Source organism: Oxalobacteraceae bacterium OTU3CAMAD1 (genome assembly GCA_024123915.1).
Taxonomy (GTDB): Bacteria; Pseudomonadota; Gammaproteobacteria; order Burkholderiales; family Burkholderiaceae_D; genus Rugamonas.
On the sequence record CP099650.1, the window covers coordinates 3,013,162 to 3,033,512 of the forward strand.

Below are 20,351 nucleotides of genomic sequence, written 5' to 3' on the forward strand. Positions count from 1 at the left end.
TCGACCAGGCGCCGGCGACCGCGCGGACAAACGGGAAGGAGGCAAGGGTGGAGCTGCTCATAGATTGCGTAACCTCGGGTTGGACAGGATGGCGCAGATATCGGCCAGCATCACCAGCAGCAAATAGGCGCCGCAGAAGATCATCGCGCAGGCCTGCACCAGCGGAATGTCGCGGGTGGTGACGGCGTCGATCATCAGGTTGGCGATGCCGGGGTAGTTGAAGATACTTTCGACAATCAGCACGCCGCCGAGCAGGTACGACAGGCTTAGTGCCACGGCGTTGGCGATCGGGCCGATGGCGTTCGGCAGCGCGTGCATCAACACGATGCGCACGGGACGCGCGCCCTTGAGCCGCGCCATTTCGACGTAGGGCGAGCGTAACTGGTCGATGACGGCGGCGCGCGTCATGCGCGCCATCTGCGCCACGATCACGCAGCACAGCGTGAAGACCGGCATGGCGTAGGCCCGCAGGAACTGGCCCAGTGTCTCGATGTCCGCCGTGTGCGACAGCGCCGACAGCCAGCGCAGCTTGACCGCGAACAGCAGCACCGCCAAGGTGGCGATCAGGAATTCCGGCACCGACACGAGGGACACGGCCAGCATGTTCATGCCCCGGTCGAAGCGCGAGCCGCGAAACATCGCCGACAGTATGCCCAGCGACAGCGCCAGCGGCACCGAGACCACAGCCGTGGCGCCGGCCAATACCAGGGAGCTTGGCAGACGGTCGCCGATCAGCGCGGAAATCGCCTGGCCGTTCACCAGTGAGACGCCGGCATCGCCCTTCAGCATCTGGATCAGCCAGTGCGCATAGCGCTGCGGCGCCGGCTGATCGAGGCCGAACTGCACGCGCAGCGCGGCCACCGCTTCCGGAGTCGCGGCCTGGCCCAGCGACTCCTGGGCGGCGTCGCCGGGCAGCAGGTTGGTGATGCCGAAGACGACGATCGAGACGATCAGCAAGGTGAGGGCGCCGATGCCGAGGCGGCTGAGGAGGAGTTTGACTATGGTGGTATTCATCGTCGCGCCTCAGTGCAGGATGTCTTGCAGCTTGTACCACGCCCCGACCATCGGCAGGAACCACGGCTTGCCGGAGTAGCCGGGGATCGCCGGCCAGTCCAGGTCGCGCCACGGATTGCTCTCTTTTTTGCCGGCCATGATGTCGGCCATCTGGCGGCCCATGTGCACCGACATCTGCACGCCATGGCCGCTGTAGCCCAGCGAGTAGAACATGCCTTCGTGTTCGCCCGCGCGCGGCAGGCGGTCGGCCGTCATGTCCACCAGTCCTCCCCAGCAGTAGTCGATGCCGGTGTTGGCCAGCTGCGGGAACAGGCGCACCATGGTGTCGGCCAGTATGCGGCCGCTCTTGGTGTCCGATTTCGGGTTCGACAGCGCGAAGCGCGCGCGCCCGCCGAACAGCAGGCGGTTGTCCGGCGTGAGGCGGAAGTAGTTGCCGATGTTTTTGGTGGTGACGTAGTTGCGGCGGGTCGGCGTGATCTCGTTGATCAACTGTGGCGACAGCGGCGCGGTGGCGATGATGAAGCTGCCGACCGATACCAGGCGCCGGCGGAAGTAGCCGAACGGCCCCAGGCTGGAATTGCCGGTGGCCAGAAACACCTGCGCGGCCTCGATGTCGCCGCGCGCGGACTTGAGCCGGAAGCCGCCGGTGGTGCGCTCGATGGCCTGCACCGCCGCGTTCTCGTAGACCCGGGCGCCGGCACGCACCGCCGCCTGCCCCAATCCGACGCCGAATTTACCCATATGCATCTGCGCGCCCTGTCGCTGTAGCAGGCCGCCGTAAAAACCGCTGGAACCGATTTCGTCGCTCATGCGCTCCGGCGTCACCAGTTCGACGTTCGGATCGACGCTGGTGCGCAGGCGCTCGTGAACCCGCACCAGCTTCTCGTAGTGTTCCGGCTTGGCCGCCAGTTTGAGTTTGCCGCAGCGCTGGAAGTCGCAATCGATCGCTTCGGCGGCGATGATCTCTTCGACCGTGACGACGGCCGCGTCGTAGGCTTCGTAGTAGGCGCGGGCGCGGCCCTCGCCAAGGCGGGTCGACAGGTCCGCGTAGTCGTGCGCCAGGCCGGTATTGCATTGGCCGCCGTTGCGCCCCGACGCCTCGCCGGCGATGCGGCCCGCTTCGAGCAGGATCACCGACGCGCCGCGCCTGGCCAGCTCCAGCGCCGCCGACAGCCCGGTAAAGCCGCCGCCAACGACGACAACGTCCGCCCTTGGAGGGACAGGTCCGTTGGCGGCGCCGAGAAACCGTGGCGCCGTGTCGAGCCAGTACGATTCAAGCTTCATGCATCTATCCTTGGTTGGACGTTTTGTTAAAACCATTACACCATAGCCACGCCTGCGCAATATCCTGAATTTTCGCGCCGGGGAGACAGAATGCGCGGTTTTGCCCGCCGTCGGCAGCACAGATTGCTGCGCCTCCCGCACCCCTCGAGCAGCGCCGCCGTCCCTTCTCGCGCCTCGCAGCAGGAACGGCGGCTGCGCCCAAAACTACACAAGCTTGCGCCATCCACGGCCGGACCGGCGGCATTAAATGCTGCGCTCCCGCGCTTAGCATGGGGTTATGCAGTTTTTATTCCACTTATCAAAAGGATACGCCCTATGCACAGCTTCAATCCGGACCTGGTGAAGGTCTCCAGTTCTCATTTCATCGGCGGCGTCCATGTGGCGGGCCAAGGGGCGGCGCTCGACCTGGATGTGCGCCGACCTTCCGATAACCATGTCTATGCCGGCCTGCCGGTGGCCGATGCCGATGTGGTGGATATGGCCGTGCAAAACGCATGGCAAGCTTTCAAAAAAAGTAACTGGGCGCGCCAGGCGCCGCGCGAGCGAGCCCGCATCATGCGGCGTTGGGCCGATTTGATCGAGGCCGATGTGGCGCATTTGGCCGCGTTGGAGGCGGTGGGTTCTACCCGTCCGATCGCCAACGCCGTGGCCTGGGATATTCCGTTCACCGCCGAAGGACTGCGTTTCTTCGCGGAGTTCGCCGACAAGGTGGGTGGCGACGTGGCGGCCACGCGCAGCGACGCGCTGGGCATGACCATCGCCGAGCCGTATGGTGTGATCGGCGCCATCGCGCCGTGGAACTTCCCGCTGGTGATGGCCTCCTGGAAGATAGGGCCGGCGCTGGCCGCCGGCAACGCGGTGGTGCTCAAGCCGTCCGAGTTGACGCCGTTTTCCGCGATCCGCCTGGCGGAGCTGGCGATCGCCGCCGGCATGCCTGCCGGGATATTCAATGTAATCCAGGGCGACGGCCGCACCACAGGTGATGCGCTGGTGCGTCATCCGCGCATCTCCAAGGTGACTTTTACTGGTTCCACCCGTACCGGCTCGGCTATCATGGCTGCATGCGCGGAGAGCGGCACCAAGCCCGTGACCTTGGAGCTGGGCGGTAAAAGTCCGCAGCTGGTGTTCGCCGACGCGCCGGATCTGGACCGGGTGGCGAAGATGGTCGCCGGCGCCATCACCGGCAACGCCGGACAGGTGTGCGTGGCCGGATCGCGCCTGATTGTGCAGCGCGGCGTCGCCGACCAACTGGTGGATGGCATCGCGGCGGCGTTCAAGGCGCTGCGGCCCGGCCACACGTGGAGCGGCGACACCACACTGTCGCCTATTATCAGCCGCAAGGACGCGCTGCGCATCGATGGCGTGGTGCGGCGCGCGGTGGAGGCGGGCGCCAATATCGCCGCCGGCGGCGGGCTGGCGGAGGTCGAAGGCGAGGGTGGCTATTATCAGCCGACGATACTGACGGGCGTCGGGTCGGACATGGAGGCGGTGCGCGACGAGATCTTCGGGCCGGTGATGACGGTGCAGGTATTCGACGACGACGACGAGGCGCTGGCGCTGGGCGATCATCCGGCATACGGACTGGCGGCCGGCGTGCACACCGCCGATATCGGCCGCGCGCTGCGCTGCGCGCGCGAGCTGGAGGCGGGCACCGTGTGGATCAACCGCTACGGCCGCAGCGACGATTACGTGCTGCCGACCGGAGGCTTCAAACGCTCGGGCATGGGCAAGGATCTGGGCCGGCAATCGTACGAGGCGAACCTGCGCTACAAGACGGTGCTGGTCGATTTCATGCGCCAATAACGGGCGCCGGGCCGCGCCGCTTTGGCGCATCGCGGCGCGCGCGGCACCGTGGCGGTGCGGGTGGCTTCAGGTCAGCAAGCTGTGCTGATTGCAGGCGGCAAAACAAATATTTCTGTTTTGTGACAAGGTGATTACAGGACAAACCGGTGGGGTGCGCATGTTGTAATCGAACTCAGTAGACGCATAAACAAGTACCTCCACACCTTACCAGGAGTTCGTCATGTATCCCACTCGTCACTGTACCTTGGCCCTGTTCCTGGCCGCGACTTATCCGCTGTCTTCCCTTGCGGCGGATGCCGATCCCGGCGCCGCCGACGCTGTCGTAGATGTGTCGGCGGAGGGCGCGGGGCAGGCCGATTCGCCGGCCGGCAGGGAAGTGGTGGTGGTGAGCGGCTCGCGCCAGAACTACCGCGCGCTGTCGGCGACCGGCGCGACCAAGACCGATACCCTGCTCAAGGACCTGCCGCAAAGCGTGCGCGTACTGACGGCCGACCTGCTGCGCGATGTCGGCGTGACCAATCTGGCCAGCGCGCTCGATCTGACCAGCGGCATCTCGCGCCAGAGTAACCTGGGCGGCCTGTGGGACAGCTACGCGATGCGCGGCTTCACCGGCGATCCCAATTTCGGCTCGGACTACCTGGTCAACGGTTTCAGCTCCAGCCGTGGCTACAACGGCCTGCGCGACTCGGCCGGCACCGCCAGCGTGGAGGTGCTCAAAGGACCCGCGTCGGCCCTGTACGGGCGCGGCGAACCTGGCGGCACCGTCAACATCACGACCAAGAAGCCACGCTTCGAACCTTCGTATGAACTGGACGTTTCGATTGCAAGCCACCAGACCTACCGCACCGCGCTCGACCTGACAGGTCCGATCAGCGAGAACCTGGCTTATCGCTTGAATGGCGCCTACGAGAAGGGCGACAGCTTCCGCGACACCATCGAAACCGAACGCTCGTTCCTGTCGCCGTCATTTATCTGGCTGATCGGCGACCATACCCGCGTTTCCTATGAGGTCGAGGCCAGCGAGCAGCGCGTGCCGTTCGACCGGGGCGTGCTGGCGGTTGGAGGGGTGCTGGGGCTGATCCCGAATTCGCGCTTCCTCGGCGAGCCGGCGGACGGACCGACGGTCGTGAAATCGCTGGGCCACCAGGTCTTCGTCGAACATGAATTCAATGAACGCTGGAAGCTGCAAACCGGCGTCTCGTACCGGGACAGCGAGTTGAAAGGCGCGTCCAGCGAAGCGAGCGCGCTGCAGGCAGACGGCCGCACCGTGCGCCGCCAGCACCGCAGCCGCGATTACACGGCCATCGACGCTTCCGGCCGCATCGAGGTCGTCGGCAAGTTCGACACAGGGCCGGTGACGAATAATGTGCTGGTCGGCGTCGATGCTTACAAATTCAATGACCGCCGCATCCAGCTGCGCCGCAATCCGAGCGCCGCTTTCCCCTACGCGATCGATATCTACAATCCCGTCTACGGCGGCGTCTCCGACGTGATGACGATGTCGATCAACACCAAGGAGGAACAGCGTGCGCACGCCGTCTACGCGCAGGACCAGATCGACCTGACCGCCCAATGGAAGGCGTTGCTGGGCGTGCGCTGGGACAGCTACGACCAGACGGTGACGAACTTCCGCAACGGCGCGTCGAACAAGCAGTCGCTGAGCGCCACCAGCCCCCGCGCCGGCTTGGTGTATCAGCCATTGCCGGTGCTGTCGTTGTACGCGACCGCCTCGAAGGGCTTCCGTCCCAACAGCGGCATCAGCATCGACAACCAGGCCTTCGCGCCTGAGGAGAGCAAATCCTATGAAGTAGGCTCGAAGCTGGAGTCGGCCGACGGCAAGCTGACCGGAACGCTGGCCGTCTACAAGATCACCAAGGAGAATGTGCTGACCACCAATCCGGCGAACACCGACTTCTCGATCTCCGCCGGTGAGGTGGGCAGCAAGGGCATCGAGTTGGATCTGTCGGGCGAGATCGCGCGCAACCTGCGACTATCGGCGGCCTACGCGTACACCGACGCCACCGTGACCAAGGGCGATAACACGATCCGCACCGGCAGCCGTTTCCCGAACGTGCCGAGGCAGAGCGCCACCATCGTGCTGACGCAGGCGTTCGACGTCGCCGGTGGCAAGGCGACCATCGGTGGAGGACTCAATTACGTGGGCGAGCGCTTGGGCGACGTGGCTGTCTCCAGCAATTTCAAGCTGCCCGCTTACACCACGGCCAGGTTGATCTCGTCCTGGTCGCCGACCAAGAAGCTACGCCTGTCGCTGAACGTCGATAACCTGTTCGACAAACAGTACTACGCAAGTTCGTATAGCCAGCTGTGGGTATCGCCTGGCACCGATCGCACCGCGACCTTGAACCTGCACTACAAATTCTGAATAGGAGCATCGCCAGCATGATGACATTGAAAAAAATGGCCTGCGCGGTTTGCACGGCTGCCTTGTTCGCCGCTGTTGTCGCTGTGGCGCCGGCCCATGCGCACGGCATCTGGTTCGCTCAGCGCGCCACACAACTGGCGTTCTTGTACGGCGTGGGCGCCGACGATCTGGATTCGCTCAAGCGGCTGCCGCAGGTGACCAGCGTCGGCGGGTATGACGCCGAGGGCAAGCCGGTCGAGACCTCGTTGCAGCCGGATGGCCGGCTGGTGTTGGTCAATCTGGATAATCAGCCGGCGGTCGTGACGGCGGTTCTGGATAACGGCACGTGGACCAAGACGCCGGATGGCGTCTTCCATAAAAAGGGCAGGGACGAGATCCCCAAGTACATCATCAGCGAGCATACCTACAAATATGCGGTGCATCTGCGTAAACCGTTGAGCAAGCCGCTGGGACCTTTGCCGAATCAGATTTTGCAGATCGTTCCGGTGGAGGCGGCGCTGCCGGCGATGCTGGGGGAGCCGATCAAGCTGCGGGTACTGTTCAAGGGTAAGCCGCTGGCCGGCGCGCAGGTGTTGCAGGACATGGTGAACGATCCCGACGCGGAACCGGTGTTGTCGGGCGCCGATGGCACCGTCACCATTAAAGTACGCAATCAGGGGCTGAACGTGATCGCGGCGATCTATCGGGGGCCTTCCGAGCAGCCGGCTAAGTTTGACAGCAGCGAGTATCTGGCGACATTGTCGTTCGTGCTGGCACATAAACCTGAATGACATGGAGGGAGCGACGATGAAGAAGATCTTGGGCACAATGGTGCTTGCGGTGGCCGCGCTGACAAGTGGTTATGCAGCTGCGCACGGAACGCCGGTAGCGCATCATGGCGGGCTTGTGCAGGCTGTCGGTGAAACCTGGCTGGAGCTGGTGGTGAAGGGCGATCAGGTCGAATTGTATCTGCAGGATGATGGCGACGATATGCCGAGTGCCGAAGTGACGGGGAAGGTGACGTTGGCGACTGCGGCGGGTAAGCAGGAGTTCGCGCTCAAGCCGGCTGGCGGCAATAAGCTGGAAGCGAAGGCGCCTGGCGCCGCCAAAGCCGGAAAAGTGTCGGCGCTGTTGACGATGGCGGACAAGAAGACACGCGTCAGCACCACCTTCGACGTGAAATGACCCCGGAAACACGTAGGGCGGATTAGGCGGAACGCCGTAATCGGCCATGCATGCGCCGTCGGCAGCGCATGCATGGCCGATTACGCTACGCTAATCCGCCCTACGTGTTTTAGATGAGGTTTCGGTTGGTGGCACTAGTACCCGCGCTGCCGGTCGACGACGTCTTGCAGCGGCTCGCCGGCCATGTGCCGGCGCAGGTTCGCCAGTAGCACCGGGGCCGCCGTATCTGGCTGCGTCATGCTGGCGATGTGCGGTGTGATCAACACGCGGGGATGGCGCCACAGTGCGTGATCTTCCGGCAGGGGCTCCGGATCTGTGACGTCGAGGATGGCGCGCGATAAATGGCCGGAATCCAGCGCCGACAGCAGCGCGTCGTGGTCCAGATGCGGACCGCGTGCGGTGTTGATCAGCGCCGCGCCGCGCGGCAGCCGGGACATCAATTGTGCGCCGAGGATGCCGCGCGTGGCGTCGGTCAGCGGCAGCAGGCAAATCAGCACGTCGCAACGGCTCAAAAATTCGGACAAGCTGCCGTCGCCGGCGAAGCATTCTACGCCGTCGAGGTTTTTTCGCGAGCGGTTCCAGCCCACCCGGCGGAAGCCGAAAACGCCGAGCCGCTCCAACACCGCCTGTCCCAGCACGCCCAGTCCCATCACGCCGACCGTGCGCGTCGACGCCGGCATTACCGGAATCGGCCGCCATTCGGCACGTGACTGCATGTCCGCGTAGTCGAGCAGATTACGGTGCAAGGCCAGCACCGACATGGTTGTGTACTCGATCATGCCGTTGACAATGCCCGGCTCGACCATGCGCACCACCGTCACGTGTTCCGGCACGGCGCTGAAATCGATATGATCGATGCCGGCGCCCGAGGCGAACAGCACCTTCAGGTTGGGCATCGACGCCAGGAATTCCGTGCCTGCCTGCCACGAGACCAGGTACTCGACGTCATTCAAATCCCCAGTATTGTCAGGCCAGGTGCGGAAATCGATATCCGGCGCCCGGGTGGCGAAAAAGCGCGCCCAGACCTGCGTGCGGGCGGCGTCCGATCGGTACAATACACTCATGAATACGTTCCCCGTGGTGCTCTATGGAGGTTACAGTATAAAGAGAGCCGGCGGTATTAGCTGCGGTTATCGCGGGCGCCACGCGGCAAATCGTGCTGATTCGGCCCGCATAAAAGCCGTTTTGCTGCGCGGGCGAGGGCATAGTCGGCACCTCTGGCGGCGCCAGGTTGGATATCATGGATATGTCGCGATATCAGACCATCATCAACGAAAGGGCAACCATGAGCATCACCTTCAGACCGAAATACATCAGCTTCGATTGCTACGGCACCTTGATCTACTTCCAGATGTCGCCGATGGCGCGCAAGTTGTTCGCCGACCGTATCAGCGCCGACGACATGGATCAGTTCTGCAGGGATTTCTCGGCCTTCCGCTACGATGAGGTGCTGGGCGACTGGAAGCCGTACTACGAAGTGGTTTATAACTCCGTGCTGCGCACCGCCAACCGCTGGAAGGTGCCGTTCCGGGAGTCCGACGTGGCCGAGATCTACGCCGCCGTCCCGACCTGGGGACCGCACCCGGACGTGACCGAAGGCCTGGCCAAGATCGCCGACAAAATCCCGCTGGTGATTCTGTCGAACGCGATGGACGCGCAACTGGTGCACAACGTGAAGAACCTGGGCGTGCCGTTCCACCGCGTCTACAGCGCGCAGCAGGCCAAGGCCTACAAGCCGCGCCTGACCGCGTTCGAGTACATGATCGATCAACTGGATGCGAAGCCGGAAGACTTCCTGCACGTGTCGTCGTCGATGCGCTACGACCTGATGTCGGCCAACGACATCGGCATCAAGGATAAGGCCTTCGTCAATCGCGGCCACGAGCCCGGGACGCCGTTCTACAAATACCAGGAAATCAGCGACATCGGCGGCCTGGCAGGACTGGTCGGCCTGTAACGGACCGCTTGCGGACTATTTCAAGCGGCGCCTCGGGCGCCGCTTTTCGTTTATGCCTCCAGCCAGACCTGCTCGGCGCAGGTATAGCCCATGAAGGACCCCAGGGGATGCGAGGAGGCGCCGCGCACCTTGCTGCTGAAGGCTTCCAGATTATTGATGAACAGCGGGATGCCTATGCCGCACTTCTGGTGCACGAGCACCTGCATGTCGGCATAAAACTGCTTGCGTTTTGCCTCGTCGGTTTCGGCGCGCGCCAATAACAGCAGCTGGTCGAACTGCTCGTTTTGCCAGCCCGATTCGTTCCACGGCGCGTCCGACTTGAAGAACTGCGTGAACAGCATGTCCGCGCTAGGACGCGGGTTGATGTTCCCGAAGCCCATCGGGGATTTCATCCAGTGGTTCGACCAGTATCCGTCCGCCGAGATGCGCTTGACCGTCAGCTTCAGCCCCGCCTTCATGGCCGATTGCTGCATCAGCATCGCCATGTCGACGGAACCCGCGGCGGCCACCGAGGCCACCAGCGGCAAGGTCTGGCCCAACGCGCCGGCGCGCGTCAGGTGGTAGCGGGCGCGGTCCGGATCGTAGGGCCGCTGCGGCAGGCCGGCGAAGTAGAAGCGGTTGCTCGGCGCCAGCGGCTGGTCGTTGCCGATGACGGCATAGCCACGGAAGGCGGCGCGCTTCATCTGCTCGCGGTCGATCAGATATTTCATGCCGAGCGTGAAATCGGGATGGCGGCCGAAGCCCAGGTTTTGGCGGATCACCAGGTCGGTGTAAAGGCCGGATTGGCTTTCCAGGACCATGTAGCCGGGTTCGCCGTTGATCCGTTTGGTCGAGCGCGGATTGACTTCGTTGACCCAATCGACATCGCCGGACAGCAGCGCGTTGATGCGCGCCGATTCATCCGGTATGCCGAACAGCGCCACCTCGTCGAGGTAGGGCAGGCCCGGTCTCCAGTAGTTTTCATTGCGCACGCCGATGGTGCGTACGCCGGGCGTGAACTCCTTGCAGCGGAAGGCGCCGGTGCCGTTGGCGGTGGTGAAGCTGGTGGTGCCGTCCTGGATGATGACGAAGTGCGAGGTCGCCAGGATCACCGGCAGGTCGGCGTTGGCGCCGGTCAGCGTGATCTCCACCACCAGCGGATCGATCGCGCGCACCGACGCGAACTGCTGCGCCACGCCGCGCACCTTGGAGCCGATGGCCGTATCGCTATGGCGTTTGAGCGAATAGACCACGTCGGCGGAGGTCAGCGCTTTGCCATCGTGGAAGACCACGCCCTTGCGCAGGCGGACCGTCCACGTGATCGCGTCGTCGGTGGCCATCTCCTCGGCCAGCGCCATTTGCGGCGCCAGGTGCACGTCGAGCGTGGTCAGGCCACTGAAGAACATATGCGCGCGCAGATAGTCGGTCGACAGCGCGCCGCGCGCCGGATCGAGCGTGTCGGCCGTGGAGCTGGACTGGGTGGCGATGGTCAGCTGGCCGCCTTTGCGCGGGGCCGGCGCCGCCGACAGAAGGCCGGATGCCGACAACATCACGCCGCCGGTGGCGAGACGGCGCAGCATGTCGCGGCGGGACAGGGGGGAGGCGGGATTCTGGTGCGGGGAAAGCGTGGAATTCATCGATGCGCCTCTGAGCTTGGTCATGAATGTTATTACATCATATTTATGTCGCGGAATTGTCGCGTTTCGCGTGGCCGCCAGCGCACAAGCGGCGGTTTTCCATGGGCGGATCAGCATAGATTGCCGGCCGTAGAAAATGCCGTCGCGCGGCTTACATAGGCGCCGAAACGTCATCGGCGGCGGATAACAAAGCAGAAAAACCCGTAGCCGCTCCGTACAATATTGACATGGTGGCGGAGCGATGGTGGCCGCCGGACTTCTTTTCAACCTTACAGAGAATCGACTATGGACCACACCAGCACTTTCAAACCGGGCTACCCGGACCGGGTCAAGCCGCCCCAGGCCGCAGTCCTGGACCCGGCGGCGCAACTGGTCAAGTCGCGCATCGCCGTGATCGACGTGCTGCGCGGCCTGGTGATGTTGATCATGTTGTTCGACCATGTGCGCGAAGCGATCTATCTGCACGTGCCGATCAGCGATCCGATGACCGTCGACAGCATGCCGCCGGACCTGTTTTTCACCCGCGCGGTGGCGCACTTTTGCGCGCCGATGTTTGTGTTTCTGACCGGCCTGTCGGCATGGCTGTACGCGCATCCGGCAGCCGGTCCGCGCGATGCCACCGGCTTCCTGTTCAAGCGCGGGTTGCTGCTGATGGTGCTGGAACTGGTGGTGGTCAATTTCGCCTGGGTCGGCAAGTTCCCGCAGCCGGTGATGTATCTGCAGGTGATCTGGGTGATCGGACTGGCGATGATCTTCCTGGCGCTGGTGCACAAGTTGCCGCTCAAGTTGCTGGGCGCGGTCGGCGCGCTGATCGTGGCCGGCCACAACGCGCTGACCTGGATCAGCTTTGAACCGGGCAGCATCGCCTACGACGCCTGGACCTTGCTGCTGCATCGCGGCTTCCTGGTCGCCGACGGCGCGGTCAAGGTCAAGGTCACTTATCCGCTGCTGCCCTGGATAGGCGTGATCCTGCTGGGCTATGCGGCCGGTCCGCTGTATGCGCGGGCAATGGCGCCGGAGCGCCGCCGCCAGCTACTGCGTCTGATCGGCGGCGGCGCCTTGCTGCTGTTGCTGGTGCTGCGCGGGTTTAATATCTACGGCGAGGAGCTGCCCTGGGTGCAAGGCGAGACGGCGGTCCAGACACTGATGTCCTTCCTGAACTTCACCAAGTATCCGCCGTCGCTGGATTTCGTGCTGATGACGATAGGGACCGGAATGCTGGTGCTGGCGTGGCTGGAACCGCACGATAATTGGTTGACCCGCGCTTTCGCGACCTTCGGCGGCGCGCCGATGTTCTATTACCTGTTCCATCTGTTGCTGTTGCTGTACATGCAGAAGGCGCTGGTCATGATGTTCGGCGCCAATCACGGCACCCGTTTTGGCGTCGATTCCCTGTGGCCGGTGTGGGTGGTCGCAGTTGCGTTGATGCCGGTGTTGTACGTGCCGTGTAAGGCCTTTGCAAACTTCAAGCGCACCTCCAAACAGGCCTGGGTGCGCTACTTCTAATGTCAGGCGGTCGCGGAGTCCTTCAGCTCCGTGACCACCCAGAATTTACTGGCCGCTTCGACGATCTCGAAGATGCCCTTGAACCCCGGTGGGATGACGCCAGTGTCGCCGGCCAGGAACTGGCGCGGATTGCCGCCGTCGGGTTCCGAAATGATCACGCGGCCGGTCAGAATGTGAAACAGCTCGTGCTTGTCGGCGCCCAGCGCGATGCGGTAGATGCCTTCGCCGGCTTCCCAGGTGCCGGCGCGCACGCCGTGCGTGTCGTTGGCGAAGTATTCGCGGGCGATGCGCAGCGGATTGCCCTTGATGCGATTGGCCTCGTCCGGATGCTGCGATGTGACCTCGGGCGCGATGTCGCTGAAGCGGATAACGGAATTGCTTTGCATGGTTTAATCTCCTTTTGGGTTAATCGAGTAGTTGGCCGAGGCGCACCACTGTGACACCGGCGCGCAACTGGCGCAGCGACGGCATGACCAGCACGCAGTTTGGATAGGGTGTGCGCACGGGCGTCCCGCCATCCCAGCCGATGATGGTGCCGGCGTCGGCGAAGGTTTCCAGGCCGGTGTATGCGCCGGCGAAGCGGAAATCGGTGCCGCTGGCGACCACCGGTTCTGTCACGCGGATCACCTTTTGCGACGGCGGGTGCGGTTTGAGCCAGCCCGGCGGGATATCGGTGGCGTCCAGGTTGCCGCACAAAAGCAGGAATCGCGCGCAGCAGTTGCGTGCCACGTCGACGCCGGCCGCCTCCCAATGCTGGCCGCTTTCCACCAGCAGCGCGGTGTGCGGCTTGGCCGGATCGCCGAACTGGCCGTAGTCGCGCATGCGGCGGCCCTCGGGATGACCCTCGTCGCTGATGATGTGTTCCGGTACCCCAAGCTTGATCGCCATGTCTATGCCTTTTTGCAGCGGGCCGCTCACCGTCAGCGGCGCGCTACGCTCGTGCATCGAGTGCAGGTCCAGCAGAAAATCGACCTGGTCGACCAGCGGGCGCAGGGCGCGGGCGCGGCGCAGCTCCGACGAATCCAGCGTCATGTCGTCGAGCGTGGACGGCATCCAGACCCGGTTCAGGTCCTGGTCGACGAAGCGCGAGGCGTCCGGCCGCTCCGGATCGAAGCGCAGATAGGCGTCGATATTGGCGAACGATAGCGCCAGCCGGCCGCGCCGTGGACGCAGGCCGCTGTCGATCAGTGCCTTGACGGCGATCGCACCGGACACCTCGTTGCCGTGGGTGAGGGCGTTGATCATCGTGTGCGGGCCAGGAGCGCCGCTGTCGTAGGTGTAGACATACGGGACGCCGGTATTGCCCTCCGCGTAAGGCGTGAGGTCGGGGAAGTCGATTTCGATCGGGTAGGTTTCCATGGTCATTGCTTTAGTCCTCCAAGACAGAGATATTTGGTGTGCATGTAGTCGTCGAGCCCATAGCGCGATCCCTCGCGGCCATAGCCGGATTCCTTGACGCCGCCGAACGGCGCCGATTCCGCCGCCAGCGCGCCTTCGTTGATGCCGACGATGCCCGTCTCCAGGCGGTCGGCCACGCGCCAGACGCGCGAGACGTCGCGCGCGTAGAAGTACGCGGCCAGGCCGAACGGCGTGTCGTTGGCGGCGGCGACCACTTCGTCCTCGGTGGCGAAGCGGAACAGCGCCACCACCGGACCGAAGGTCTCCTCGTGCGCCAGCAGCATGTCGTGGCTGGCGCCGGCCAGCACGGTGGGCGCGTAGTAGGTGGATGCCTGGGAGCCGACGCCCGCAGGCTGGCGGCCGCCGCACAGCACTTCGGCCCCGCGCTCCACGGCGTCGGCGACGTGGGCCGCGATCTTGTCGAGGGCGCGGCGGTTGATCATCGGACCGATTTGCGAGGCCGGATCGGACGCGGGGCCGACCACCAGCGCCGACACGCGCGCCGTCAGCAACTCGGCGAAGCGCGCGTAGACGCCATCCTGCACGTAGACCCGGTTCGGGCTGACGCAGGTTTGGCCGCCGTTGCGGAATTTGGCCACCATCAGCCCGTCGACGGCATCTTCGAGATTGGCGTCGTCGAAGACGATGAAGGGGGCGTTGCCGCCCAGTTCCAGCGAGAGTTTCTTGAGCGTGGCGGCCGAGTCGCGCGCCAGGCTTTTGCCGACGGCGGTGGAACCGGTGAAGGTGATCTTGCGTACGCGCGCGTCCCGCAGCCAGGTGCCGACGACGGCCGGTGTGTGCTCGCGCGAGGCGGTGACGATATTCAGCACGCCTGGCGGGATGCCCGCTTCGTGCGCCAAGGCCACCAGCGCGAGGGCCGTCAACGGCGTATCCTCGGCCGGCTTGGCGACCACCGTGCAGCCGGCGGCCAGCGCCGGGGCGATTTTGCGGGCGATCATCGCCAGCGGGAAGTTCCAGGGTGTGATGGCGGCGACGACGCCTGCCGGCTCCTTGACCACCATCAGTTTGCGGCCGCGCGCCGGCTCAGGGATGATGTCGCCGTATGCGCGAACGGCTTCCTCGGCGAACCATTCGACGTAGGAGGCGCCGTAAAGCACCTCGCCGCGCGCCTCGGCCAGCGGTTTGCCCTGTTCGCGCGAGATCAGGCGCGCCAGGTCTTCCTTGTTGGCCAGGATCAGGGCGTGCCAGCGCTTGAGCAGCGCCGCGCGCTCGCGGGCGGTGCGCGCACGCCAGCCTTCGAAGGCTAGCGCCGCGCTGTCGGCGGCGTCGCGCGCGTCGGCTTCATCGCTGTCGGGCACCTCGGCGAAGGCCAGGCCGTCCGCCGGATTGACGACCGCGTAACGCGAACCGGCGCGGCCGGGCCGCCAGGCGCCATCGACGTAGTTACCCTCGCAAAGCAGGTCGCTCCGCTCCAGCGTCAACGTTAAATTTGGATAGGTCATGGATATGCACTCGGTGTGGTGGACTGAGGACCATGGTAGCGGCGGAGCGCCGGAGGAGGGGGCCGTTGAGGGCCGGGCGAAGCGGGGGAAATTGCGAATATCGCGCGGCGGCGGCAGAATATGCCGCGCCGCTTTCGGGCGGTCAGGAGCTCTGCGTGAACAGCTTGTCGACAGGGTAGTAGCCCTTGGTGAACGGCGATTTGATGACGATGTAACTGAAGTATTTCTCGATGCCGATATGCTGGTCGAGCAATCCTTCGATGATGGTCTGGTAGTGCACCACGCCGGTGGTGACGAACTTCAGCAGGTAGTCGAAACCGCCGCTGACCAGGTGGCACTCGACCACCTCGTCGATCTTGCGCACGGCCGCCTCGAACTTGGTGAAGTCCTCGCGGCGGTGGTCCGACAGCGTGACCTGGGTGAACACCAGCTGCACGTTGCCGATCTTTTCCAGCTCGATGTGGGCGCCGTAGCCTGTGACATAGCCGGCCTTTTCCAGCCGCTTGACGCGGATCAGGCAAGGACTGGGCGACAGGCCGACGGCATCGGCCAGATCAACGTTGGCAATCCGGCCACTCTGCTGCAGGTGGGACAGGATGCGGATGTCGATGCGATCCAGTTTAAACGCGCCTTCTAACATGATCTCCCTTGTTCGGCCGGCAGCCTTGGGGTGGCTTCCGGCTTGATTGTAGCATGATGGTTTTAGCGGGAACAGCGGCCGGCGTCAGGCCATCGCCCGGCGCACGTCCGGCTGTTCCAGCACCTGGTCCAGCGTGTTCTTGAGGCGCTCGAACATGATCGCGAATTCGTCGGCGGTGTAGCATAGCGCCGGCGCGAAGCCGAGGATGTTGTCGCCGAAGGCGCGGAAGATCAAACGGTTTTCATAGGCCGCCGCCGTGATCCGCTCGTGCAGGCGCAGCGCCGGGTCGAACTGGCGTTTGCTGCCCTTGTCGGCCACCAGTTCCAGCGCGCCGAGCAGCCCCCGGCTGCGGGCGTCGCCCACCAGCGGATGGTCGAGCAGTGCGCGCAGGCCGCCCTCGAACAGCGGTGTTTGCGCCGCGCCGTTGGCCAGCAGTCCGCCCTCGTGGTACAGGCGCATCACCTCCAGTCCGATGGCCGCGCTCACCGGGTGGGCGGAGTAGGTCTGGCCGTGGCCGACCACGATGTCGGGACCGGCGCCGTCGGCGATGGACTGGTAGATCGCGTCCGACATCATCAGGGCGCCCATCGGCGCGTAGCCGGCGGTCAGGCCTTTGGCCAGTGTCATCATGTCCGGCTCGACGTCTTCCGCCGCGCAGGCGAAAAGGGGGCCGGTGCGGCCAAAGCCGGTGATCACCTCGTCGACCACGAACAGGATGCCCAGTTCGCGGCAGGCGTCTGCCATCGCCTTGAGCCAGCCCTTGGGCGGCACCACCACCCCGCCCGAGCCCTGTATCGGCTCGCAGAAGAAGGCGGCGACGCGGTCCGCGCCCAGTTCCGCGACCTTGGCGCGCAGGTCCGCGACCGAGGCCGCGATCAGCGCCTGCGGATCGTCGCCGACCGGGCTGCGATAGGCGTAAGGCGACGGCAGGTAGTGCTGGTTGGGTTGCGGCAGATTGAAGTGGCGGTGGAACACGGGCAGCGCGGTCAGGCCGGCGCCGATCGAGGACGAGCCGTGATAGCCGCGCTGCAGCGAGATGAACTGGTCGCGTTGCGGCTGGCCCCTGGAGTTGTTGTAGTAGCTGATGTAGCGCAGCGCGGCATCGATCGCGTCCGATCCCCCCATGGTGAAGTACACATGCCGCAGCGACGCCGGCGCCAGTTCGACCAGCCGCGCAGCCAGCTCGATGGCCGGTTCGGACGAGAAGCTGAAGTAGCCGGTGGCGTAGGGCAGGCGCCGCATCTGCTCCGTCGCCGCCGCGACGATGCTCTCTTGGCCGTAGCCGGTGTTAACGCACCACAGGCCGGAGAAGGCGTCCAGCAGTTCGCGTCCCTGGTCGTCGCGCAGCCACGCGCCCCGGCCGGAGGCCAGGATGGTCGGGCCGCGCTTTTCATGTGCGCGGAAGTTCGAGACGGGGTGTATCAGGTGTTGGCGGTCCAGGTCGGCCAGGGAGGTGTCGGTCATGATGAAATCCATGTGGTGGTATGACTCCATGTTAGGACCGTTGTGTCAGCGGGTGCTTGCGGAACCGGCCCCGCCGGGCACGCGTTCGTTGCGTATTTTTTGCCGGCGCAGCATTTTCTGCCGCGCCGTCGCCAGGCCGTCAGGCGAGCGCCTGGCTGATGACGGCGAACTGCCGCACGCCGGCGTCGGACAGCGGCGCCTCGCCGCGCACCATCGCCACCACGCTGTCGACCTGCACCAGACCGAGTTCGTTCAGCCAGGGACTCAGGCCGCTCCAGCCGGTGACGTCGATGCGCAGGAAGGCGCCGCCGTAGGTGCCGGTCCAATGGCTGATCAAGGCCTTGGCGCGGTCGATATCGGGCGCGATCACCGGGCCGATGGCGTAACCGTGGCCGAAGCGGCGCAGCATGGCGCAGCCGATCACTTCGTCGTAGCGGTCGATGACGACGGTTTCGGCGACGTCCTGCATCGCCGCCAGCACGGTATTGCGCGGCATGCCGGCGGCGCGCGCGCCCAGCGCGGCCAGGCGGGCGCCATCGCGCGAGCCGAGTGGGCGTATGCGCTCGCCCGGCTGCAGCGGCATCAGCGGCGATTTGAACACCGTGCCCTGATGCTGGTGGATTTCGCCGGTCTGCCTGAATCCCATTTTTTCGTACAGCGGTTTGCCCGCTTCGGTCGCGTGCAGCAGCACGTTGCGGTTGCCCAGTTCATTCATCACCATCGACATCAGCTTGCGGCCGATGCCCTGGCCCTGGCGCGCGGCGTCGACGATGACCATGCCGAGCGATGCGAACTCGGTGCCGTGGCTCCAGCACATGGCGGTGCCGACGATGCCGTCGCCGTCCTCGGCGACGAAGCCGGCGCCAAGGCGCAGCATGAAGCGCCAGTCGTCCAGTCGGTGCGGCCAGCGCACCGACAGCGACAGGCGGTGCGCCGCCTCGGCGTCGTTGTCGGTGATGCGGCGATAGCTGACCGCCGTCGCGGATAGTTGGTCTGTCACGGTAACTCCTTTTCACATGCCGCTGATTCGGGGGCGGCGAGCAGCCATGCTAACCCAGGCCGCGCGGGCCGCGCCAGCACCGCGAGAAGAACGCTAGGAAGTCGCGGCGCGGGCCGCTGTTTCGGCACAAACTACCGAATGGGGCGGCGTTTTTTTGCATTCCTGTCGAGTGTGATTTCGCGGCCAGAAAAGGCTTGACCTTCCTATGGGGGAAGCTTGTAAAGTGAACGTCATGTCTACCCCATCTTCATTGAAAAGGAATCATCATGCACCGTCTCCAATCCGTGGTTTTGAGCGTCGTCCTGGGCGCCGCCACGCTGGCAAGTCCGCTGGCCATGGCGCACGCCACCATGCAGCTGTCGGAGCCCGCCGCCAACGCGCAGCTGGACAAGGCACCCGGCGCGATCACGCTGACCTTCAATGAGGACGTGGAGCCGGCGTTCAGCTCCATAGTTCTGCAGGATGCGACCGGCAAGGCTGTTCCGGATATCGGCAAGGCGGCGGTCGACGCGGCCAACAAGCGGCTGTTGAAGCTCGATCTGCCCGCGCTCAAATCCGGCGGCTACATCGTGCGCTGGGTGGCGGTCGGCCCGGACGGCCATCGCCGCAACGGCCAGTACAATTTTTCGGTGAAGTGAGTTGACCGCCACGGCGACACTGCAGACGGCCGGCGCGCTGCTGCTCAATCTCGCCCTGGCATGGATGCTGGCGGCGGTATTGGCGGGCCGCTGGCTGCGCGCTGGCGGCCAGGCCGGCGAACAGGCATGGGCGCAGAAGGCGCGCGCGTCGCTGGATAAATCGATGCCCATCGCGGCATTTGTGGGACTGCTGGCCAGCTGCGCCGCTTTGTGGGCCGCCGCCGCCGCGATGGCCGACGTGCCGCTGGGCGAGGCGGCGGATGCGTTCTCGATGCTGCTGTCGCGCAGCGCCTATGGCCGTATCGGCGCGGCGGGCGGCATCTGTCTGTTGCTGGTCATCGCGCTATATTGGTTCGGCCGGCGGCTGGCGGGACGCGACTGGATCTCGCTTGTTCTATTGGGCGGTTTCGCCTTCAGCCGTGCGGGCAACAGCCATGCGGCGGAACACGGCTTGTTCAGCGCCGGCGTGTTGGTCGAGTGGCTGCATCTGCTGCTGATCTGCGTGTGGGTGGGGGCGGTGGCGGTGGCGGGCTGGCTGGTATTGCCGCTGGCATCATCGAAATCGAGCGCACCGGCGCGCTATCTCGAACTATTGTCCGATGCGGCGACGTTCGCGCTGGCTGGCATCGCGGCCAGTGGTGTCTACAACGCGTGGCGGGTGTTCGGCACGTGGGCGCAGGTGGGAACGGGCGCTTACGAGACAACGCTGGCGGTCAAGCTGCTGCTGGTGGCGCTGGCCGTCGCGGCGGGTGGCTACAATAAATTCATCGGCTTCCCCGGTGCGGCTGCCGGACGGACGGGGGCCATGACGCGTATTACCGGCCTGCTGCAAATAGAATCAGTGCTGCTCGCCGGCGCTATGTTGGCTGCAGTGATACTCGCGGCCATGCCGCCGCCGGGGAGCACGTAGGGCGGATTAGCGGAGCGTAATCGGCCATGCATGCGCCGCCAGTGGCTCATGGATGGCCGATTACGGCGTTCCGCCTAATCCGCCCTACGTGGTTCAGATGGTATCTTGCTT

The 20,351-nt window shown here is 64.8% G+C and carries 18 protein-coding genes; 8 read left to right on the plus strand and 10 right to left on the minus strand.

What is annotated here, in order from left to right; translation table 11 throughout:
• Positions 1–57: 57 nt before the first annotated feature.
• Both NHH88_13035 and NHH88_13040 read right to left on the minus strand, forming a co-directional pair.
• Positions 58–1,014: an ABC transporter permease gene (locus NHH88_13035; GenBank protein ID USX16645.1), complete on the minus strand. Its 957-nt coding sequence runs from the start codon at positions 1,012–1,014 to the stop codon at positions 58–60.
• Between the two features lie 9 nt (positions 1,015–1,023).
• A complete protein-coding gene (locus tag NHH88_13040; protein ID USX16646.1) occupies positions 1,024–2,298 on the minus strand; it encodes an FAD-binding oxidoreductase in 1,275 nt (424 codons plus the stop codon).
• 315 nt (positions 2,299–2,613) lie between these two features.
• Between NHH88_13040 and NHH88_13045 the strand changes: the two genes are divergently transcribed.
• The 4 genes from NHH88_13045 (at position 2,614) to NHH88_13060 (ending at position 7,648) form a co-directional block, all read left to right on the plus strand.
• Positions 2,614–4,101 (plus strand): aldehyde dehydrogenase family protein, encoded by a 1,488-nt coding sequence (locus tag NHH88_13045; GenBank protein USX16647.1) that lies wholly within the window; start codon positions 2,614–2,616, stop codon positions 4,099–4,101.
• A gap of 220 nt (positions 4,102–4,321) precedes the next feature.
• Positions 4,322–6,484 (plus strand): TonB-dependent siderophore receptor, encoded by a 2,163-nt coding sequence (locus NHH88_13050; protein USX16648.1) that lies wholly within the window; start codon positions 4,322–4,324, stop codon positions 6,482–6,484.
• Positions 6,485–6,501: 17 nt separating this feature from the next.
• Positions 6,502–7,254 (plus strand): DUF4198 domain-containing protein, encoded by a 753-nt coding sequence (locus tag NHH88_13055; protein ID USX16649.1) that lies wholly within the window; start codon positions 6,502–6,504, stop codon positions 7,252–7,254.
• 16 nt (positions 7,255–7,270) lie between these two features.
• Complete coding sequence (locus NHH88_13060; protein ID USX16650.1) at positions 7,271–7,648, plus strand: hypothetical protein; 378 nt, start codon at positions 7,271–7,273, stop codon at positions 7,646–7,648.
• 134 nt (positions 7,649–7,782) lie between these two features.
• On the opposite strand, the gene NHH88_13065 is transcribed toward NHH88_13060, so the two are convergent.
• Positions 7,783–8,712, minus strand: coding sequence for a glyoxylate/hydroxypyruvate reductase A (locus NHH88_13065; protein ID USX16651.1), 930 nt, complete (start codon positions 8,710–8,712; stop codon positions 7,783–7,785).
• A 227-nt stretch (positions 8,713–8,939) separates the two neighbouring features.
• Between NHH88_13065 and NHH88_13070 the strand changes: the two genes are divergently transcribed.
• Complete coding sequence (locus NHH88_13070) at positions 8,940–9,605, plus strand: haloacid dehalogenase type II (GenBank protein ID USX17336.1); 666 nt, start codon at positions 8,940–8,942, stop codon at positions 9,603–9,605.
• 50 nt (positions 9,606–9,655) lie between these two features.
• On the opposite strand, the gene NHH88_13075 is transcribed toward NHH88_13070, so the two are convergent.
• Positions 9,656–11,221, minus strand: a complete 1,566-nt coding sequence (locus NHH88_13075; GenBank protein USX16652.1) for an ABC transporter substrate-binding protein — start codon at positions 11,219–11,221, stop codon at positions 9,656–9,658.
• 285 nt (positions 11,222–11,506) lie between these two features.
• Between NHH88_13075 and NHH88_13080 the strand changes: the two genes are divergently transcribed.
• Positions 11,507–12,727 carry a heparan-alpha-glucosaminide N-acetyltransferase domain-containing protein gene (locus tag NHH88_13080; GenBank protein ID USX16653.1) on the plus strand — a complete coding sequence of 407 codons (1,221 nt, stop codon included), beginning with the start codon at positions 11,507–11,509 and terminating at the stop codon, positions 12,725–12,727.
• A gap of 2 nt (positions 12,728–12,729) precedes the next feature.
• Here NHH88_13080 and NHH88_13085 read toward each other — a convergent pair whose 3' ends face one another.
• The 6 genes from NHH88_13085 to NHH88_13110 all read right to left on the minus strand — a co-directional run bounded on the left by NHH88_13085 (position 12,730) and on the right by NHH88_13110 (position 18,692).
• The gene (locus NHH88_13085; GenBank protein USX16654.1) at positions 12,730–13,113 is read right to left on the minus strand and encodes a cupin domain-containing protein; all 384 of its coding nucleotides are present in this window, start codon (positions 13,111–13,113) and stop codon (positions 12,730–12,732) included.
• Positions 13,114–13,132: 19 nt separating this feature from the next.
• Positions 13,133–14,092: a M14 family metallopeptidase gene (locus NHH88_13090; GenBank protein USX16655.1), complete on the minus strand. Its 960-nt coding sequence runs from the start codon at positions 14,090–14,092 to the stop codon at positions 13,133–13,135.
• Positions 14,089–15,588 (minus strand): NAD-dependent succinate-semialdehyde dehydrogenase, encoded by a 1,500-nt coding sequence (locus NHH88_13095; protein ID USX16656.1) that lies wholly within the window; start codon positions 15,586–15,588, stop codon positions 14,089–14,091. Before NHH88_13095 ends, NHH88_13090 begins: the two co-directional genes overlap by 4 nt.
• 142 nt (positions 15,589–15,730) lie before the next feature.
• Entirely contained in the window at positions 15,731–16,228 is a 498-nt protein-coding gene (locus tag NHH88_13100; protein ID USX16657.1) for an Lrp/AsnC ligand binding domain-containing protein, read from the minus strand.
• 84 nt (positions 16,229–16,312) lie between these two features.
• Complete coding sequence (locus NHH88_13105) at positions 16,313–17,692, minus strand: aspartate aminotransferase family protein (GenBank protein USX16658.1); 1,380 nt, start codon at positions 17,690–17,692, stop codon at positions 16,313–16,315.
• Positions 17,693–17,831: 139 nt separating this feature from the next.
• Positions 17,832–18,692, minus strand: a complete 861-nt coding sequence (locus NHH88_13110; protein USX16659.1) for a GNAT family N-acetyltransferase — start codon at positions 18,690–18,692, stop codon at positions 17,832–17,834.
• A 266-nt stretch (positions 18,693–18,958) separates the two neighbouring features.
• Between NHH88_13110 and NHH88_13115 the strand changes: the two genes are divergently transcribed.
• Both NHH88_13115 and NHH88_13120 read left to right on the plus strand, forming a co-directional pair.
• Entirely contained in the window at positions 18,959–19,330 is a 372-nt protein-coding gene (locus NHH88_13115; GenBank protein ID USX16660.1) for a copper resistance protein CopC, read from the plus strand.
• Between the two features lies 1 nt (position 19,331).
• Positions 19,332–20,240, plus strand: a complete 909-nt coding sequence (locus NHH88_13120; GenBank protein USX16661.1) for a CopD family protein — start codon at positions 19,332–19,334, stop codon at positions 20,238–20,240.
• Positions 20,241–20,351 lie beyond the last annotated feature (111 nt).

Excerpts from the sequence above, each read along its gene's own strand:
- NHH88_13060 (USX16650.1), top strand. The coding sequence starts at position 7,271 with ATGAAGAAGATCTTGGGCACAATGGTGCTTGCGGTGGCCGCGCTGACA.
- NHH88_13115 (USX16660.1), top strand. The coding sequence starts at position 18,959 with ATGCACCGTCTCCAATCCGTGGTTTTGAGCGTCGTCCTGGGCGCCGCC.
- NHH88_13050 (USX16648.1), top strand. The coding sequence starts at position 4,322 with ATGTATCCCACTCGTCACTGTACCTTGGCCCTGTTCCTGGCCGCGACT.
- NHH88_13095 (USX16656.1), bottom strand. The coding sequence starts at position 15,588 with ATGACCTATCCAAATTTAACGTTGACGCTGGAGCGGAGCGACCTGCTT.
- NHH88_13100 (USX16657.1), bottom strand. The coding sequence starts at position 16,228 with ATGTTAGAAGGCGCGTTTAAACTGGATCGCATCGACATCCGCATCCTG.
- NHH88_13085 (USX16654.1), bottom strand. The coding sequence starts at position 13,113 with ATGCAAAGCAATTCCGTTATCCGCTTCAGCGACATCGCGCCCGAGGTC.
- NHH88_13090 (USX16655.1), bottom strand. The coding sequence starts at position 14,092 with ATGACCATGGAAACCTACCCGATCGAAATCGACTTCCCCGACCTCACG.
- NHH88_13045 (USX16647.1), top strand. The coding sequence starts at position 2,614 with ATGCACAGCTTCAATCCGGACCTGGTGAAGGTCTCCAGTTCTCATTTC.
- NHH88_13065 (USX16651.1), bottom strand. The coding sequence starts at position 8,712 with ATGAGTGTATTGTACCGATCGGACGCCGCCCGCACGCAGGTCTGGGCG.
- NHH88_13080 (USX16653.1), top strand. The coding sequence starts at position 11,507 with ATGGACCACACCAGCACTTTCAAACCGGGCTACCCGGACCGGGTCAAG.
- NHH88_13105 (USX16658.1), bottom strand. The coding sequence starts at position 17,692 with ATGACCGACACCTCCCTGGCCGACCTGGACCGCCAACACCTGATACAC.
- NHH88_13055 (USX16649.1), top strand. The coding sequence starts at position 6,502 with ATGATGACATTGAAAAAAATGGCCTGCGCGGTTTGCACGGCTGCCTTG.
- NHH88_13040 (USX16646.1), bottom strand. The coding sequence starts at position 2,298 with ATGAAGCTTGAATCGTACTGGCTCGACACGGCGCCACGGTTTCTCGGC.
- NHH88_13075 (USX16652.1), bottom strand. The coding sequence starts at position 11,221 with ATGAATTCCACGCTTTCCCCGCACCAGAATCCCGCCTCCCCCCTGTCC.
- NHH88_13035 (USX16645.1), bottom strand. The coding sequence starts at position 1,014 with ATGAATACCACCATAGTCAAACTCCTCCTCAGCCGCCTCGGCATCGGC.